Here is a 15,518-nt window from a genome sequence, read left to right on the forward strand (position 1 = left end):
ATGACCGACCGAGAGCCGAGCATCACGGGTGGCGACAGCACTCCGCACCTGGTCGATCCGGTCCTCATCGCCGCGTTCGAGGGATGGAACGACGCCGGTGAGGCCGCGAGCACCGCGCTGGAGCACCTCGAGCTCAGCTGGGACGCGAAGCCTCTGACCTCGATCGATCCAGAGGAGTACTACGACTTCCAGGTCACGCGTCCGCACGTCAAGCTCGCCGACGGTGTCACCCGACGGATCGAGTGGCAGACCACCCGGCTGTCCTGGGCGACGCTGCCGGGCACCGACCGCCATGTCGTCCTGGTCAACGGGATCGAGCCGAACCTGCGCTGGAAGACGTTCTGCGCCGAGCTCGTGGGTCACGCGGAGCGTCTCGGCGTGACGAAGGTCATCACCTTGGGGGCCCTGCTCACCGAGGTCCCGCACACCCGGCCGACGCCGGTGAACGGCACGTCCTGGGACGCGGAGTCGCAGAAGGCGATGGGCACCGAGCCGTCGAACTACGAGGGCCCGACCGGGATCGTCGCGGTCTTCCAGCAGGCCTGCGTGCAGGCCGGCATCCCGGCCGTCTCCTACTGGGCCGAGGTGCCGCACTACGTCTCGCAGGCCCAGGTCCCCAAGGCCGCGGTCGCGCTGCTGCACCGGATCGAGGAGTCCCTCGACGTCGAGGTGCCGCTCGGGGTGCTGCCGGAGAAGGCCGAGGAGTGGGAGCGGACGGTCTCGGAGATGGCCGACGCCGACGACGAGGTCCGCGAGTACGTCCGCCAGCTGGAGGAGCAGGCCTCGGAGTCCGACGACGAGGAGGCCCGCACCGAGCTGCGCGAGACCTCCGGGGACTCGATCGCGGCGGACTTCGAGCGCTACCTGCGCCGCCGCGGCCCCAACTCCTGACCCGGCCGGTGGTCACCGCCCTGCGCCGGGGGGCGCTGTTCGCCGGGGCGTTCCTCGGCCCGTTCGGCGGCGGGATGACCGCGGCGATGCTGCCCGAGCTGGGCACCGAGTTCGGCGTCCCGACGGCGACCGCGTCGGTCTCGATCACCGCGTACCTGCTGCCGTTCGCCGGGGTCATGCTCGTCTCGGGCACCCTCGGCGACCGTTGGGGGCGGGGGCGCACCGTCGTCGCCGGGTACGCGCTCTACGTCGTCGCCTCGCTGGTCTGCGTGCTGGCGGTGTCCTGGCCCCTGTTCCTGGCGGGGCGGGCACTGCAGGGCGTCGCGAACGCGTTCACCACTCCCCTGCTTCTGGCGGCGCTGGCCGCCGCGGTGGAGCCGGACCGCCTCGGCCGGGTGCTGGGCTGGTTCGGGTCGCTGCAGGCGGCCGGGCAGACCTCGGCGCCGCTGGTCGGCGGGCTGGCCGCGGAGGTGGACTGGCGGTGGGCGTTCTGGGGCGCCGCGGGCGTGGCCCTGGTGCTGGCGGTGATCGGCATCCCCGGCGGCGGGTCGCCGTCCGACGGCGACCCCCGGCCACGGCTGCGAGCGGCCTGGACCGGCCCGGTGCTGCGGCTCGGGCTGGTCGCCGGGATCGGCTGGGGCTGCCTGGCCGGGCTGAACTTCCTGCTCGCGCTGCGGCTGGAGGAGGTCTTCGGGCTCGGGTCGGGGCCACGCGGGCTGGTGCTGACCGCGCTGGGGGTCGCCGGGATCCTGACCGCGCGGGTGATCGGCGGGGCGGTGGACCGGTTCGGGGCGCGGCGCTGCGTGCTGGCCGGGTCGGTCGTCGGCGGCGTGCTCGTCGCGGCCGATCGGGCTGGTCCCGTGGCTCGGGGTGGTCGTCGCGCTGTGGGCGGTCGGCGGGGTGTGCAGCCAGCTCGTCCTGGTCGGGGTGAACGCGCTGGTCCTCGGTCCGGCCGGTGGCGGCGGGGGCGGGGCGGTGTCGGTGGTCCAGGCGGTCCGCTTCGCCGGGACGGCGGCGTCGCCGGTCGCGCTGACGCCGGTGTACCACGCGGACCCGCTCGTGGCCTTCCTCGCGCCGGCGGCGCTGCTCGCGGCGGGCGCGCCGGCCGTCCTCGCGGTCGACCGGGCGCGCCGCGTCTGAGGCCCGCCCGACGGCGTGCGCCCGCAGGTCGCCGAGCGCGACCCGTTCCGAGGTGCGGGCGTGGGTGGCCTCCGGCACCACCGGCGGCGCCGCACCTGCGCTCAGTGCGGCGCGGGCCGCGCGGTCCTCATCTGGTCTACAGCCGATCTACAGCTGCACCCCGAGAAGCGCGTCCAGCGCGGTGCGCACCTGCTGCGGGGCCGCGGTGTCGGTGCCGCGGCGGGTCAGCGCCTCCTCGGCCCAGGCGTCGACGGCGGCGAGCACACCGGGGGTGTCGAGGTCGTCGGCGAGGTGGGTCCGCACCTTGGCGACCAGCTCGGTCGCGTCCGGTCCGGCGTCGAGGCCCACGGCCTCGCGCCAGCGGGTCACCCGCCGGTCGCCGGTCGCGTGCACCTCGTCGGTCCAGACCCGGTCGGTGCGGTAGTGCCCGTCGAGCAGGGCGACCCGGATGACGTTCGGGTCGACGCGGGCGTTGCGCAGCTTGGAGACGAAGACCAGGTTGCCCTTGGACTTCGACATCTTCTCGCCGTCGAGACCGATCATGCCGGTGTGCACGTAGTGCCGGGCGAACGGGTGCTCACCGGTGAGCGACTCGGCGTGCAGGGCACCGCACTCGTGGTGCGGGAAGATCAGGTCCGAGCCGCCGCCGTTGAGGTCGATCTGCGGGCCGAGCCGGTTCAGCGAGATCGCGGCGCACTCCACGTGCCAGCCGGGACGACCGCGCCCGAGACCCGAGTCCCAGGCCGGCTCACCGGGGCGCGCGGTGCGCCACAGCAGCGGGTCGAGCCGGTTGCGCTTGCCCGGCCGGTCCGGGTCGCCGCCGCGCTCGGCGGAGAAGGCCAGCATGGTGTCGAGGTCGTAGTTCGACTCGTAGCCGAAGTGCCCGGTGGCGGACACGTCGTGGTAGACGTCGGGGTACTCCGGGTCGTCGATCCGGTAGGCCGCGCCGGAGGCCACGAGCTTCTCGACCAGCTCGGCGATCTCGGGGATCGCCTCGACCGCGCCGACGAACTCCCGCGGCGGCAGCACCCGCAAGGCCTCCATGTCCTCGCGGAACAGGGCGGTCTCGCGCAGGCCCAGCACGACCCAGTCGTCCTGGTCGCGCTCGGCGCGCTCCAGCAGCGGCTCGTCGATGTCGGTGACGTTCTGGACGTAGTGCACGTCGTGTCCGAGGTCGCGCCAGTAGCGGTTGACCAGGTCGAACGTCAGGTAGGTGGCCGCGTGGCCGAGGTGGGTCGCGTCGTAGGGGGTGATCCCGCAGACGTACATCGTCGCGACCGGGCCGGGCGCCGTGGGCCGGACCCGGCCGGTGGCGGTGTCGTGCAGGCGCAGCGGCGGGCCGCTGCCCTCCAGTGCCGGGACGTCGGTCGGGGCCCAGGTCTCCATGCGGTCAAACCTACCTAGCTCTCGGAAGCGGTCACGCATGCGAACGCGCGGTGCCCGTCGCAGATTCCGGCGAGGCCCTGGCGCCGGTCACCACCACCGGTGGTCGAGCTTGGACTCGATGTCGCGGACGTGGCGGCGGGCACAGGCCGGGCAGAGCCGCCCGTCCCGGCCGCGTTCGTCGCGGTCGGTCACCCAGCCCGCGACGGCGGCGACCCCGGCGTCGTCGGGGCCGGGGGTGCCGCAGAGGCGGCAGGCGGACGGCGTCACGCCCGCGATGGTGCTCCGGCGACCTGCTCGGTGTCGAGGGCCGCGCGACGCCGGCCGACCCGCTCGGCGATCACCGCGCAGGCCATCAGCTGGATCTGGTGGAACAGCATGAGCGGCAGGACCACCAGCGCCCCGGCGGGGCCGCCGAACAGCACACCGGCGATCGGCAGTCCGCTGGCCAGCGACTTCTTCGAGCCGCAGAACACGATCGCGATGCGGTCGGCGTCGTCGAACCCGAGCGCGCGGGACCCGTACGCGGTCGCGGCGAGCACCAGGGCGAGCAGCACCAGGCAGATCCCGAGCAGCACGAGCAGCGAGACCGGGGTGAGCCGTCCCCAGATCCCCGCCACGACGCCCTCGCTGAACGCGGCGTAGACGACCAGCAGGATCGATCCGCGGTCGACCAGCGCGAGCCGTGTCCGGTGCCGGGCGACGAACCGGCCGATCAGCGGCCGTGCGGCCTGCCCGGCGAGGAAGGGCACCAGCAGGCGCAACGCGATGTCGCCGAAGCTCGACGCGTCGAAGCCGCCGCTGGTCGCCAGCAGCAGCGCGGCCAGCACCGGGGTGAGGACCACACCGAGCACGTTCGACACCGACGCCGCGACGATCGCGGCGGGCACGTTGCCGCGGGCGACGCCGGTGAAGGCGATGGAGGACTGCACGGTCGAGGGCAGGCAGCACAGGAACACGACCCCGGCGGCGAGCGGCGCGGGCAGCAGCCACTCCGGCAGCAGCAGCACCGACAGCCCGAGCAGCGGGAACAGGACGAACGTGGCCGCCAGGACGGTGCCGTGCAGCCGCCAGTTCCGCAGCCCGCCCAGTGCCTCGGCGGCCGAGAGGCGGGCGCCGTAGAGGAAGAACAGCAGCGCGATCGCCGCGGTGACGGCGACGTCGACCACCCCGACGGCCGCGCCGCGCGCGGGGACCAGCGACGCGACACCGACCGTCACGAGGAGCAGCACCAGGAAGGGGTCGGGACGGACACGCATGGTTCCATCCTGCAAGCCGGGTTCCGATCGGGAAACCGGCTGATCACCATGACTGTGTCCGCGAACTACGATGACCGGGTGCTCGACCCCGTGCAGCTACGGTCCTTCGCCGCCGTCGCGCGCGCCCGCAGCTTCACCCGGGCCGCCGCGCGCCTCGGCGTCGGCCAGTCCACCGTGAGCCAGCACGTGCGACGCCTGGAGGCGACGGTCGGGCGCCCGCTGCTCGAACGCGACACCCACTCGGTGTCGCTCACCGTCGACGGCGAGGCGATGCTGGAGTTCGCCGCCACTATCCTCGACGCGGGTGACCGGGCGATGGCGCACTTCCGGGCCTCGCGGGTGCACGGCCGGGTGCGGTTCGGGGTGTCGGAGGACCTGGTCCTGACCCGGCTGCCCGCGGTGCTGGCGGACTTCCGCCGTCGCCACCCCGAGGTCGACCTGGAGCTGACCGTCGGCCTCGCCGGCGACCTCGAACGCCGCCTCGCCGCCGGGGAGCTGGACCTCATGTTCGCCAAGCGCCTGCCCGGCCCCGACGACGGCCGGCTGGTCGTGCGCCGCGACCGATTCGTCTGGGTGGGGGCGCCCGGGCTGCCGCTCGGCCCCGGCGACCCGGTGCCGGTCGTCGCCTATCCCCCGCCGAGCCTGTCGCGCACCGCCGCCGTCGGGGCCCTGGAGGCCGTGGGGCGGCCGTGGCGGATGGCCTGCACCAGCGGCAGCCTGTCCGGGCTGCGGGCCGCCGCGCTCGCCGGGCTGGGGGTGCTCGCGCACGCCGCGACGCTGGTCCCCGACGGGCTGGAGGTCGTCGCCGACCACGCCGGGCTGCCCGACCTGGGTCCGGTCGACGTGGTGCTGGCGCACGGACGACGCCGCAGCGGCCCGGCCGAGGCGCTGGTCCGCAGCATCCGCTCGGCCGACCTCCGTCCGGAGTCCTGGACTCCCCCGATCGGCGGCTAGGGTCCCGGACCGTGCGCCGCCTGCCGATCGTCCTGCTGCTCCTGCTGCTGGTCACCGGGTGCGCCGCGCCCGCCGCGCCGGGGTCCCCGACGCTGGAGCGGGTCGTGTCGTCGCAGGTGCTGCGGGTCTGCTCGACCGGTGACTACCGGCCGCTGACCGCGCTGGCCGCGGACGGCACCTGGTCCGGGATCGACATCGACATGGCCCGCGACCTCGCCGCCGAGCTCGGCGCCCGGGCCGAGCCGGTGCGCACGGCCTGGGCGACCCTGCTCGACGACGTCGTCGCCGGGCGCTGCGACATCGCCGTCGGCGGCATCTCGGTCACCCCCGACCGCGCGGCGCGGGCGGTGTTCACCGAGCCCTACCTGCGCGACGGCAAGACGCCCATCGTGCGCTGCCCCGACGTCGCCCGCTACGGCACGGTCGCCGACATCGACCGGCCCGGCGTGCGGGTCGTGGTGAACCCGGGCGGGACCAACGAGCGCTTCGCCCGGGAGACCTTCACCCGCGCGACGATCGTCGACCACCCGGACAACTCCACGATCTTCGACGAGATCGTGGCCGGCCGCGCCGACCTGATGGTCACCGACGCGATCGAGACCCGCTGGCAGGCCGCCCGGCACCCCGGGGTGCTCTGCGCGGTGCACCCCGACGCCCCGTTCACCGACTCGGAGAAGGCCTACCTGATGCCGCCCGGTGATCCGGTGTTCGCCGCCCGCGTCAACGACTGGCTGCGCACCGCCCGCACCGACGGCACCTGGGACCGCCTCGCCCGCCCCTGGCTCGGCTGACCCCACACCCGCTGTCGGACCCCTGTGCGACGGTGCGGGCATGCGCATCGTCGTGACGACACCGACCGGCACCGTCGGCTCCCGGGTGCTGCGCCTGCTCGTGCAGGCCGGGGTCCGGCCGGTGGCCCTGCTCCGCGACCCGGCACGACTGCCACCCGACCTGGCCGGTCTGGTCGAGCCGGTGGTCGCGGACCAGACCGACGCCGACGCCGTCGTCGGCGCCACCCTGGGCGCGGACCGGCTGTACTGGGTGAACCCGCCGGGCCGACCCGGCACCGACCCGCTCGCCCACCACGCGGCCTGCGCGGCCGCCGTCGCGGAGGCGGTGCGACGCAACGGGATCAGCGCGACGGTGTTCCAGAGCAGCGGCGGGGCGGAGCTGCGTCGCGGGGTGGGGGACATCGACGGCCTCGCCGCGACCGAACAGGCCCTCGACGCGACCGGTGCGCCGGTGCTGCACCTGCGGTGCGGCTACTTCATGTCGAACCTGCTGCACGCGGCCGACGAGCTCGCCGGCGGGACCCTGTCGACGCCGTGGCCGCCGGACCATCCGCTGCCGTGGGTGGCGCCCGGTGACATCGCCGCCGTCGCCGCGGTGCGGCTGCTCGGTCCGGTGTGGTCGGGGCGGCTGGTCCAGGCGGTGCACGGGCCGGCGGACCTGACGTTCGACGATGCCGCGGCGGTGCTCACCGAGGTCCTCGGCCACCCGGTCCGTGCAGTGCCCCTCGGGAGCCGGGAGTTCCGGGAGATCCTGGCCGGGGCCGGGATGACCCCGGCCGAGGTCGACGCGGTCGCCGGGATGGCGGAGGGGCTCGCCGTCCCCGGGTACGTGCCCGAGCAGCGCCGCGACGCGGTCTCGACGACCCCGACGACCCTGCGGAGCTGGGCCGCCGAACACCTGCGCGCCCCGGAACCCGCCTGACCACAGCGGGCCGCCGACGCTGCTGCGGCTCAGCCGGTGCGGCGGCGCAGGTAGTCCGAGACCACCTCGGCGCCGAGACCGTCGAGGTCGGGCTGCACCACCCGTCCCCCGGCCCGGCGGGCGAGCCGGTTCACGAACGACAGCAGCCCCGGGTCGTCGCCGAGCACGAAGAAGGTGAACGCCGCGTCCATCCCGATCAGCTTGTCCAGCCCGTCCACGGTCGCCCGCAGGGTGTACGGGCTGGGCGGGTAGTCGAAGAACGCCTCGCCGTCGCGCTCCAGGTGCGCCGTCGGCTCGCCGTCGCTCACCACCAGGACCACCGGCGTCGCGTCGGGCTGGCGGGCCAGCCGTTCGCGGGCCAGGAGCAGGGCGTGGTGCAGGTTGGTGCCCTGCATGTACACGCCCTCCAGCCTTCCGAACACCCACCACCGACATGCCCATGTACTCGGCAGCTCGCGCTATACGCATCTAAATCAGTATGAGCTAGTACCGGATACTTTGTCAACAGTCGATGAGCCCGATCAGCTCGGCCAGGTCGACGGTCTGGGCGTGCCGGCCGAACGTGATCAGCGAGAGGTCGTCGCCGCGGAACCGGGTGGAGATGAGCTGGTGCAGGGCCAGCGCAGTGCGCTTCATCGGCACCCACCGGCCCTCGGCGACCATCGACCACGACGTGTCGACCAGCAGCGTGACGGCGGCCCGGGTGCGCTGCTCGGTCTCGACGATCTCGACGTCGGACACGTCGAGTGCCCGGTCGTCGCCACCGGCGCGGCGCAGCTGGGCGTTGAGCAGGGTCCGGGGCACCGACCAGGCCTGGGTGTCCCCGAAGGCCCACGGCCGGGTCGCCCCGGTCGCGTCGCCCGCCGCCCCGGCACGCCGGGTGTCGCGCTGCCCCGACCGCCCGGAGATCCGGTCGGCGACGTCGCGCAGCACCGACTGCCCGAGCGTGCGCAGCGCCTTCGGCGAGAGCAGCAGCGAGCCGTCGGGTGCGCGCCGGAACAGGTCCTGGCGCTGCAGCTCGCGTTCCAGCTCGGCCAGGGTGCGGGCGTCGGCGGCGGCCTCCGGGCCGAGCATCTCGGTGAGCGCGTCGAGGTCGATGTCCTCCATCCGCGCACCGGGGTAGCTCTGCGCCAGCTGTTCGGCCAGCGCGTCGAGCTGTCCCAGCTCCTCCAGGGCGCGGGTCGCCTCGCCCATGCCCATCGGGTTCTCGCCGCGGAAGTTCCCCTTCCCCGACCAGTCCTCGCCCGGGCGCAGGCCCTGCAGCTGCGCGTCGAGCCGGGCCAGCGACTGCGCCAGCCGCGGGTCGCCGAACGCCTGCTGGGCCAGTTCGGCCAGCTCGGCGCGCTGCTCGGCCGACATCGAGTTCATCATCCGCTGGGCCGCGGCGGCCCGGGCGGCGAGCGCGTCGACCAGCTCCTCGGTGTTCTGCGGGTTCTCCGGGAAGTGCTCGCCGTGCTCGCGCATGAACTCGGCGAACCGTTCGGTGGTGTCCTCGCCGCGGGCGTGGCGGTCGAGCAGGTCGTTGAGGTCGTCGAGCATGGCGTTGATCCGCTCGACGTCGGAGGGGGTGGCGTTCTGCATCGCCTGCTTCATGCCCTCGAAGCGCTGGTCGAGCATCTCCCGGCCGAGCAGGTCGCGGATCTCCTGGTAGGCCTCGCGGGCGTCGGAGGAGCGCCAGTCGTACTCACCCAGCTCGCGCACCGCGCCGCCGGTGTCGGTGGGCAGGGCGTCGAGCTGCATCTCGCGGAACCGCGCGTCGTCGGAGTCCTCGCTGCCCAGCGACTCCCGCTCGGCGTCCAGCGCCCGCGCCAGGAGCTCGCGGACCTCCTGCAGCGTCCCGTCGATCCGGTTGTCGCGCTGCAGGTCGCGGCGCCGCTCCCATACCCGGCGGGTGAGGTCGTCGAGGCCGCGTCGCCCGTCGAGACCGCGGCGGAGCAGCTCCTGCAGCGCCTGCCGCGGCGAGGAGCCCTCCATGACGTCGCGGCCGATCTGGTCCATCGCCGCGCGGATGTCGTACGGCGGCGCCAGCGGGTCGGGCCCGCCGGCGTAGGGGCCGTAGGCGTAACGGCGGCGACGACGCCTGGGATCAGCCATACGACACCGTGTCTCCGTCGTCGCTCTCGTCCTTGGCCAGTTTGCGGGTCAGGAACAGGTACTCCAGCGTCAGCTCCGCCGCCGAGGCCATCGGCCCCGGGTCCTCGGTGCCCGAGGCGCCCAGCTTGGCCGCGATCTCGGTGAGCGCGTCGACCTGCGGCAGCGCGGCGACGACGTCCTTCGCCGGGATCCGCTCGCCGGTCCGGACCGGGCTGGTCGAGACCGCGTCGGCGAGCTCGTCGAGGTCGACGACGCGGAGCGCGAACCGGGCGGTGTCGGCGGTGGCGCGGCGCAGCAGGTGCTCCAGCACCTCGTCCTCGCGCCCCTCCTCCCCCGACGCGAACTCGATCTTGCCGCGGAGCACCGCGGGGACCGACTCCAGGTCGACCGGGCGGGCGTAGGGGGTCTCCTCCCCGGTCAGCGCGGCACGACGCAGCGCCGCCGCGGCGACCGTCTCGGCGGCGGCCACGGCGAACCGGGCCGACACCCCCGAGCCCTGGTCGACCGCGGAGGAGTCGCGAAGGTGCCGGGTGAACCGGGCGACGACCTCGAGCAGGTGTCGCGGCACCTCGGCGACGAGGTCGGCCTCCTGCGCGACGAGCTCGACCTCGGGCGCCAGCTCCAGCGGGTAGTGGGTGCGGACCTCGGCGCCGAACCGGTCCTTGAGCGGGGTGATGATCCGCCCGCGGTTGGTGTAGTCCTCGGGGTTCGCACTCGCGACGAGCAGCACGTCCAGCGGCAGCCGCAGCGTGTAGCCGCGGACCTGGATGTCGCGCTCCTCCATCACGTTGAGCAGCGCGACCTGGATCCGTTCGGCCAGGTCGGGCAACTCGTTGATGGCGACGATCCCGCGGTGCGACCGCGGGACGAGCCCGAAGTGGATCGTCTCGGGGTCGCCCAGCGAGCGGCCCTCGGCGACCTTGACCGGGTCGACGTCGCCGATCAGGTCGGCGACCGAGGTGTCGGGCGTGGCGAGCTTCTCGGTGTAGCGGTGGTCGCGGTGCACCCACGCGACGGGCAGGTCGTCGCCGAGCTCGGCGGCGCGCCGGATCGAGGCGGGCACGATCGGCTCGTAGGGGTGCTCGCCGATCTCGGAGCCCTCGATGACCGGGGCCCACTCGTCGAGCAGCCCGGCCAGCGAGCGCAGCAGCCGGGTCTTGCCCTGGCCACGCTCACCGAGCAGCACCAGGTCGTGGCCGGCGATCAGGGCCCGCTCCAGCTGCGGGACGACGGTGTCGTCGAAGCCGACGATGCCGGGCCAGGGGTCGCGGCCCTCGCGCAGGGCCGCCAGGAGGTTGTCGCGGATCTCGTGCTTCACAGGGCGCTGTACGTGGCCGGACGCACGCAGTGCGCCGACGGTACGGGGAAGGTCAGGTGTGACGGGCACGCTCTCCACGCTACGCCCGCTCCCGGGGTGCAGCGCGTCGTCGCGGAACGATGTTCCGCGGGACCGGACTGGAATCTGTCTGGCTGTACAGATAGTTTGTCGGGTATGGCCGATGCCCGCCCCGACGGACGACGACGACGCGGCGCCGACACCCGTCGCGCGCTGGTGCGGGCCGCCGTCGACGTCGTCGTCGCCCACGGCTTCGACCGGCTCACGCTGCGCCAGGTCGCGGACCGTGCGGGCGCCTCCGCCGCGGCGGCGACCTATCACTTCGGCACCGTCGACGCGCTGCTGGAGGCGGTCGTCGTCGAGCTGGAGCGCGACGCCGTCGCACGGCTGGGCGAGCTCACGCGCCGGGCCCGCTCCGGCGAGCTGACCCTGCTCGACGCCTGCACCGCCTACCTGGCCGACCTGCTCGGCCCCCGCCGCCCGGTGTTCCTGACCATGCTGGAGCTGCGCGTCCGCGTCGCCCGGGGACACGGCGGCGCCACCGGCCCGCACGGCACGGAACCCGATCCGATGCCCGACCCGGAACCCGACGCGGCCCTGATCGACCTCATCCAGGACCACGTCGGGAACCGGGAACGGGCCCGCGAGCTGTTCGCCGGGGTCTTCGGGCTGTCCGCGCTCGCCGTGTTCGCCCCCGCACCGCCGACGGAGCACGAGCTGCGGGCCCGGATGGCGCGGCTGCTCGCCGGAGCCGGGCTCCCCACCGACGACGACCGCGACGAGACCCGCCACGGGCCCCGGCCCGAGACCCGCCGCCGGACCCGACGGCCGCGGCCCGAGACCCAGGAGGACCGGTTCCCGTGACCGCCACCCGATCCCCCGGCGCGCCCGACCGCGACGCCGTCGCCGCCCGCTTCGGCCCCGCACGCGCCGACCTCGCGCTGCGCGCCAGGACCACCGGCGACCCGCTCGCCGACGCCGTCGTCGCCGAGATCCGCGCCGCGGGCCGCGACGGCGGCCGGGCGCTCACCGCCCAGCTGCAGCGCGGCATCCGCGAGGGACTCGCCTCGCTGACCGACCCCTCCCCTGCCATCGCGGCCCTGCTCGGCTCCGCCGAGTCGGTGCCCGCGGGCACCGACCCCGCGATCCTCGACACCGGGGTCCGACCGATGTTCACCGCGCCGCCCGCGGTGCACACCCTGTCGCTGTCGGCGGGGGCACTGCTGCGCACCTACGGCTCGCCGTCGATCGCGGTGCTGCTCGGCACCACCGGACGGCTGGTGGAGTCCGCCGAGCGCCGCCTCACCGAGACCGGCGCCTGGCTGCTCGCCGCCACCCTGCCCGGCGGCATGCGGCCCGGCAGCCCCGGCTACGTCAGCACCCTGCAGGTCCGCGTGCTGCACGCCCACATGCGCGTGCTCGCCCGCGACCGCGGCCTCGACGAGGCCGTGCACGGCACCCCGGTCAACCAGCTCGACCTGGTCCGCACCTGGCTGGACTTCACGCTCGTCTCGATGCGGGCCGAGGCGACGATCGGGTTCGGGCTCACCCCCGCCGAGATCACCGAGGTCTACGCCTGCTGGCAGCTGCTGGCCCACCAGCTCGGCATCGACCCCGAGCTGGTCCGCGACGTCACCTCGCACGCCGCGGCCGAGGAGCTCGACGCGCTGGTCAGCGCCGTCACCGGACCGCCCGCCCCCGAGTCACGCGCCCTGGCCGGGGCGCTGATCGGGGCCGTCGCCGTGCTGCTCGTCGAGCCGCTGCGCCTGCCCGTGCCCCACGGCCGGCGCCTGTTGCAGGCACTGGCCCGGCGCTTCCACGGCGCCGCGGTGACCACCGGGCTGGGTCTGCGGCGCAGCCCCGGGTGGGAGCTGGCCGTCGCCGTCCTGGGCCGGGTGGTCGCGCTGCAGCGCCGGTGGGTCCGGCGCAGCCCGGCGTCGCTGGAAGCCGTGCGGGTCCGCAACATCGCCGCGACCCGGGCGCTACTCGCCGACGACGGCCCCACCCTGTTCGAGGCCTACGGCGCCTGAGGTCGGTCCGGGGCGTCCCACCAGCGCGACGACAGCCCGGCGGCCTCAACGGCCCCGGTCAGCGCGGCGCGCCGCCGGTCCGGCCCGACCAGGACGATGCCTCCGCCGTGGCCCAGTGCGGCGGCGACCCGGTCCGCGGGCTGCAGGTGCAGACCCGGGCCGAGGTCCGGCGACCCGAGCTGCGGGTAGGTGTCGGCGACGGCGAGCAGCGGCCCGGCCGGGCCGTCCCGGCGCCCCCACAGCGCGACGACGTGCGCGACCGACCAGTCCGGCCCCGGGCGGGCCCCGGCGTCGAGGTCGGCGACGGCGGTCGCGGCGGCACCCAGCTCACCGGTCGCGAGCGACGCGAGCACCCCGACCGGGCCGTCGCCGGTGACCGCACCGAGCAGCCCCACGAGCCGGTCGCCGGTCCAGTCCCCGGTCACCGGGACCGCCGCGAGCGACTCGCCGGAGAACTCCTCGACCGCGCGTCCGAGGCCGGACACCGGGGTGCCGGAGGGCTCGTCGTCCGCGGCGACCGGCAGTCCTTGCAGGTAGTCGGCGTCCGCGGGCGCCCCGGGTGGCCGCGACGCCACGTCGTCGCCGGGCCGCACCCGGGTGCCCGCCGCGTGGGCGAAGGCCGCCACCGTCGGTGCGGGCAGCGGCGAGAGCGCGGCGACGAGCAGCCGGGCGACGAACGGCCCGGCCAGCTGGTCGGGCTGGGGCAGCGACGCCGCGTGCACCCGCACGAGCGCCTCCGCCCCGGGGAACGCCCGGACCGGGCCGCTCACGGGGCCACCAGCAGCCACACCGGGATCGCCACCAGCGCGACCGCGACCAGCCGGACCAGCCCGTGCACGACACGCGGCAGCGGGGTCGGCGGCGCGGTGATCCGGTCGATCCGCGCCTCCAGCGCATCGGTGAACGACGACAGCGCCGCCGCCGGCGCGGACCCGCCGACGGCCTTGAGCGCGGTCGCCAGCTCGGTCGGGTCGCAGAGCTTGCGGGCGACGTCGTCGGCCCGCATCTCGATCAGCCGGGCCACCGCGAGCTGGGCGTGCACCATGCCGCGCACGAACGGCGCCGTCGCACCCCACGCGACGAAGGGCAGCACGACCAGGTCGTGGCGTTCGCGCAGGTGCGCCCGCTCGTGCGCGAGCACCGCGACGACCCCGGCGGTGTCGAGCGCGTCCAGCACCCCCGCCGACACCACCAGCCGGGAGCTGCGCCCGGGCAGGCAGTAGGCGACCGGTACGGGATGGTCGAGCACGCGGGTACCGGAGGCGTAGGGCCAGGGCGACGCGAGCACGTCGAGCAGGTCGCGGTGGCGGCGACGGGCCCGCAGAGTCCGCACGGTGGTGATCACCAGCACCGACAGCAGCCGCAGCAGCACCCCGACCGCGATGAGCAGCGCCCCGACGTGCAACGGGTCCATCTGCTCCGGCCACTCCCCGGCCGACAGCGACGACGCCAGCGCGGCGGCCGCCGAGGGCAGGCTCTCCCCCATCGGCGAGAGCCCGTAGGCAAGCCCGGCACCGAACAGCGAGATGCCGCCGCCGAGCCCGACGGCCTGCCACAGCAGCAGCGCGCCGACCGGGTCGCGGCCGGGCCAGCGCGCCCGGGCCAGGGCACGGCTGACCGGCTCGGCGAGCAGTACGCCGAGCAGTCCGAGTCCGAGCGCGGTCAGCTCCATCGCGTCACATCGTCGCGGAGGGCGCGCCGCGGCGCCGCATCACCCCCGCGACCGGACAGGATCCTCGACCGTCCGGCGCTCAGCCGAGCAGGTCGCGCAGGCGCGACCGCTCCTCCTCCGACATCGAACCGAGGAACCGCGCGAGGGCGGCGCCGCGGTCGGACGCGTCGTCGAGCGCGTCGGTCATCAGCTCGGCCACGTGGTCCTCCCGGCTGGCCACCGGGCGGTAGTGGTGGGCGCGGCCGTCGCGGATGCGCCGGACCAGCTGCTTGCGCTCGAGCCGACCGAGGACGGTGAGCACGGTCGTCGTGGCCAGGTCGCGGTCGGCGAGCTGATCCTGCACCTCACGGGCCGTCATGTCCCGGTCCGACTCCCAGAGGACGTTCATGACCGCCCGCTCCAACTCGCCCAGACTCGTCACGTAGGTCATCCTACGCGAACCTTTCTACTGCGCGTAGAACCCCCGCGGGAGATGGCTCACACCCGGGTGTGTCGTCAGTGGATCTGCACCTGGTCGCCGACCTGCAGGTTCTCGAACCACTGGCGCGCATCGGACTCACCGAGCTTGACGCACCCGGCCGACGGGGTCGAGAGGTCGCCCTGGTGGAAGGCGATCCCGCCCTGGGCGAAGAACACCGACCACGGCATCTGGGTCAGCCGCTCCCGGCTGGTCCACTGCTCGGCCTTCCACTGCACCGCGAAGGTGCCGGTCGGTGTGGGGGCCTCCGGGTCGCCCGGGCGCATCGCGACCGGCCCGGCGACGACCTGGCCCGCCTCGATCAGCCAGGTGGAGCGGCTCGCGAGGTCCACACAGGCGCGCGCCGAGGAGGTGCACGGCGTCCCGGCGACGAGCGAGCCGGTCGCGACCTGCCGGTCGGTGGGGTCGGGCTGCTCCGACGGCTCGGCGAGGGCGGGGCCCACCACGAGCCCGGCGAGGGCACCGCTCACTGCGACACCCGCCACGAGGAGCCCGACGACCCGGCTCCGTCCCCGTGCCCGCATCCGTCCGCTCCTCCGTCGGGTCCGGCGGGCTCGACCCGCCCGGA

Annotated in this window: 15 protein-coding genes and 3 pseudogenes; 8 read left to right on the plus strand and 10 right to left on the minus strand. The window is 75.0% G+C overall.

Going from position 1 to position 15,518, the window contains the following annotated elements; genetic code table 11:
• The 3 genes and pseudogenes from KPL59_RS27520 to KPL59_RS27530 all read left to right on the plus strand — a co-directional run bounded on the left by KPL59_RS27520 (nucleotide 1) and on the right by KPL59_RS27530 (nucleotide 2,031).
• Nucleotides 1-891, plus strand: a complete 891-nt coding sequence (locus KPL59_RS27520; RefSeq protein ID WP_020625551.1) for a PAC2 family protein — start codon at nucleotides 1-3, stop codon at nucleotides 889-891.
• Nucleotides 892-977: 86 nt separating this feature from the next.
• Nucleotides 978-1,673: pseudogene (locus KPL59_RS27525) on the plus strand (MFS transporter); the annotation flags it as partial.
• Nucleotides 1,674-1,761: 88 nt separating this feature from the next.
• On the plus strand, nucleotides 1,762-2,031 hold the full coding sequence (locus KPL59_RS27530; RefSeq protein WP_226362868.1) for a hypothetical protein: 270 nt from the start codon (nucleotides 1,762-1,764) through the stop codon (nucleotides 2,029-2,031).
• Nucleotides 2,032-2,178: 147 nt separating this feature from the next.
• On the opposite strand, the gene mshC is transcribed toward KPL59_RS27530, so the two are convergent.
• The 3 genes from mshC to KPL59_RS27545 all read right to left on the minus strand — a co-directional run bounded on the left by mshC (nucleotide 2,179) and on the right by KPL59_RS27545 (nucleotide 4,673).
• Nucleotides 2,179-3,417 carry a cysteine--1-D-myo-inosityl 2-amino-2-deoxy-alpha-D-glucopyranoside ligase gene (gene mshC / locus KPL59_RS27535; RefSeq protein ID WP_226362487.1) on the minus strand — a complete coding sequence of 413 codons (1,239 nt, stop codon included), beginning with the start codon at nucleotides 3,415-3,417 and terminating at the stop codon, nucleotides 2,179-2,181.
• Nucleotides 3,418-3,504: 87 nt separating this feature from the next.
• Nucleotides 3,505-3,684: a hypothetical protein gene (locus KPL59_RS27540; RefSeq protein WP_226362488.1), complete on the minus strand. Its 180-nt coding sequence runs from the start codon at nucleotides 3,682-3,684 to the stop codon at nucleotides 3,505-3,507.
• On the minus strand, nucleotides 3,681-4,673 hold the full coding sequence (locus KPL59_RS27545) for a bile acid:sodium symporter family protein (RefSeq protein ID WP_226362489.1): 993 nt from the start codon (nucleotides 4,671-4,673) through the stop codon (nucleotides 3,681-3,683). Before KPL59_RS27545 ends, KPL59_RS27540 begins: the two co-directional genes overlap by 4 nt.
• Nucleotides 4,674-4,751: 78 nt before the next feature.
• Here KPL59_RS27545 and KPL59_RS27550 point away from each other — a divergent pair, with 78 nt between their 5' ends.
• Genes KPL59_RS27550 through KPL59_RS27560 form a run of 3 tightly spaced genes read left to right on the plus strand, consistent with a single transcriptional unit; the run spans nucleotide 4,752 to nucleotide 7,340 of the window.
• Nucleotides 4,752-5,627 (plus strand): LysR family transcriptional regulator, encoded by an 876-nt coding sequence (locus KPL59_RS27550; protein WP_226362490.1) that lies wholly within the window; start codon nucleotides 4,752-4,754, stop codon nucleotides 5,625-5,627.
• Nucleotides 5,628-5,638: 11 nt separating this feature from the next.
• On the plus strand, nucleotides 5,639-6,418 hold the full coding sequence (locus KPL59_RS27555; RefSeq protein WP_226362491.1) for a transporter substrate-binding domain-containing protein: 780 nt from the start codon (nucleotides 5,639-5,641) through the stop codon (nucleotides 6,416-6,418).
• Nucleotides 6,419-6,458: 40 nt separating this feature from the next.
• Complete coding sequence (locus tag KPL59_RS27560; protein WP_226362492.1) at nucleotides 6,459-7,340, plus strand: NAD(P)H-binding protein; 882 nt, start codon at nucleotides 6,459-6,461, stop codon at nucleotides 7,338-7,340.
• A 29-nt stretch (nucleotides 7,341-7,369) separates the two neighbouring features.
• On the opposite strand, the pseudogene KPL59_RS27565 reads toward KPL59_RS27560, so the two are convergent.
• The 3 genes and pseudogenes from KPL59_RS27565 to KPL59_RS27575 form a co-directional block, all read right to left on the minus strand.
• Nucleotides 7,370-7,750: pseudogene (locus KPL59_RS27565) on the minus strand (hypothetical protein); the annotation flags it as partial.
• Nucleotides 7,751-7,856: 106 nt separating this feature from the next.
• Nucleotides 7,857-9,434, minus strand: a pseudogene (locus KPL59_RS27570) (hypothetical protein); the annotation flags it as partial.
• Nucleotides 9,427-10,821 (minus strand): sigma 54-interacting transcriptional regulator, encoded by a 1,395-nt coding sequence (locus KPL59_RS27575; RefSeq protein WP_226362493.1) that lies wholly within the window; start codon nucleotides 10,819-10,821, stop codon nucleotides 9,427-9,429. The pseudogene KPL59_RS27570 and the gene KPL59_RS27575, both read right to left, overlap by 8 nt.
• A gap of 105 nt (nucleotides 10,822-10,926) precedes the next feature.
• On the opposite strand from KPL59_RS27575, the gene KPL59_RS27580 reads away from it, so the two are divergent.
• Both KPL59_RS27580 and KPL59_RS27585 read left to right on the plus strand, forming a co-directional pair.
• The gene (locus tag KPL59_RS27580) at nucleotides 10,927-11,634 is read left to right on the plus strand and encodes a TetR family transcriptional regulator (RefSeq protein WP_226362494.1); all 708 of its coding nucleotides are present in this window, start codon (nucleotides 10,927-10,929) and stop codon (nucleotides 11,632-11,634) included.
• Complete coding sequence (locus KPL59_RS27585; RefSeq protein WP_226362495.1) at nucleotides 11,631-12,800, plus strand: oxygenase MpaB family protein; 1,170 nt, start codon at nucleotides 11,631-11,633, stop codon at nucleotides 12,798-12,800. The genes KPL59_RS27580 and KPL59_RS27585 overlap by 4 nt, the downstream gene beginning before the upstream one ends.
• Here KPL59_RS27585 and KPL59_RS27590 read toward each other — a convergent pair.
• From KPL59_RS27590 to KPL59_RS27605, 4 genes are all read right to left on the minus strand, one after another.
• Nucleotides 12,788-13,570: a hypothetical protein gene (locus KPL59_RS27590; protein WP_226362496.1), complete on the minus strand. Its 783-nt coding sequence runs from the start codon at nucleotides 13,568-13,570 to the stop codon at nucleotides 12,788-12,790. The genes KPL59_RS27585 and KPL59_RS27590 overlap by 13 nt on opposite strands.
• Nucleotides 13,567-14,472 (minus strand): M56 family metallopeptidase, encoded by a 906-nt coding sequence (locus KPL59_RS27595; protein ID WP_226362497.1) that lies wholly within the window; start codon nucleotides 14,470-14,472, stop codon nucleotides 13,567-13,569. Before KPL59_RS27595 ends, KPL59_RS27590 begins: the two co-directional genes overlap by 4 nt.
• Nucleotides 14,473-14,551: 79 nt before the next feature.
• A complete protein-coding gene (locus KPL59_RS27600; RefSeq protein ID WP_139318712.1) occupies nucleotides 14,552-14,893 on the minus strand; it encodes a BlaI/MecI/CopY family transcriptional regulator in 342 nt (113 codons plus the stop codon).
• 74 nt (nucleotides 14,894-14,967) lie between these two features.
• Complete coding sequence (locus KPL59_RS27605; RefSeq protein WP_226362498.1) at nucleotides 14,968-15,474, minus strand: L,D-transpeptidase; 507 nt, start codon at nucleotides 15,472-15,474, stop codon at nucleotides 14,968-14,970.
• Nucleotides 15,475-15,518 lie beyond the last annotated feature (44 nt).

Source organism: Pseudonocardia sp. ICBG1142 (assembly GCF_020496255.1).
Taxonomy (GTDB): domain Bacteria; phylum Actinomycetota; class Actinomycetes; order Mycobacteriales; family Pseudonocardiaceae; genus Pseudonocardia.

What these genes read in the sequence shown, in the direction of transcription:
- KPL59_RS27580 (WP_226362494.1), top strand. Translation starts at nt 10,927, where the DNA reads ATGGCCGATGCCCGCCCCGACGGACGACGACGACGCGGCGCCGACACC.
- mshC (WP_226362487.1), bottom strand. Translation starts at nt 3,417, where the DNA reads ATGGAGACCTGGGCCCCGACCGACGTCCCGGCACTGGAGGGCAGCGGC.
- KPL59_RS27605 (WP_226362498.1), bottom strand. Translation starts at nt 15,474, where the DNA reads ATGCGGGCACGGGGACGGAGCCGGGTCGTCGGGCTCCTCGTGGCGGGT.
- KPL59_RS27520 (WP_020625551.1), top strand. Translation starts at nt 1, where the DNA reads ATGACCGACCGAGAGCCGAGCATCACGGGTGGCGACAGCACTCCGCAC.
- KPL59_RS27595 (WP_226362497.1), bottom strand. Translation starts at nt 14,472, where the DNA reads ATGGAGCTGACCGCGCTCGGACTCGGACTGCTCGGCGTACTGCTCGCC.
- KPL59_RS27560 (WP_226362492.1), top strand. Translation starts at nt 6,459, where the DNA reads ATGCGCATCGTCGTGACGACACCGACCGGCACCGTCGGCTCCCGGGTG.
- KPL59_RS27545 (WP_226362489.1), bottom strand. Translation starts at nt 4,673, where the DNA reads ATGCGTGTCCGTCCCGACCCCTTCCTGGTGCTGCTCCTCGTGACGGTC.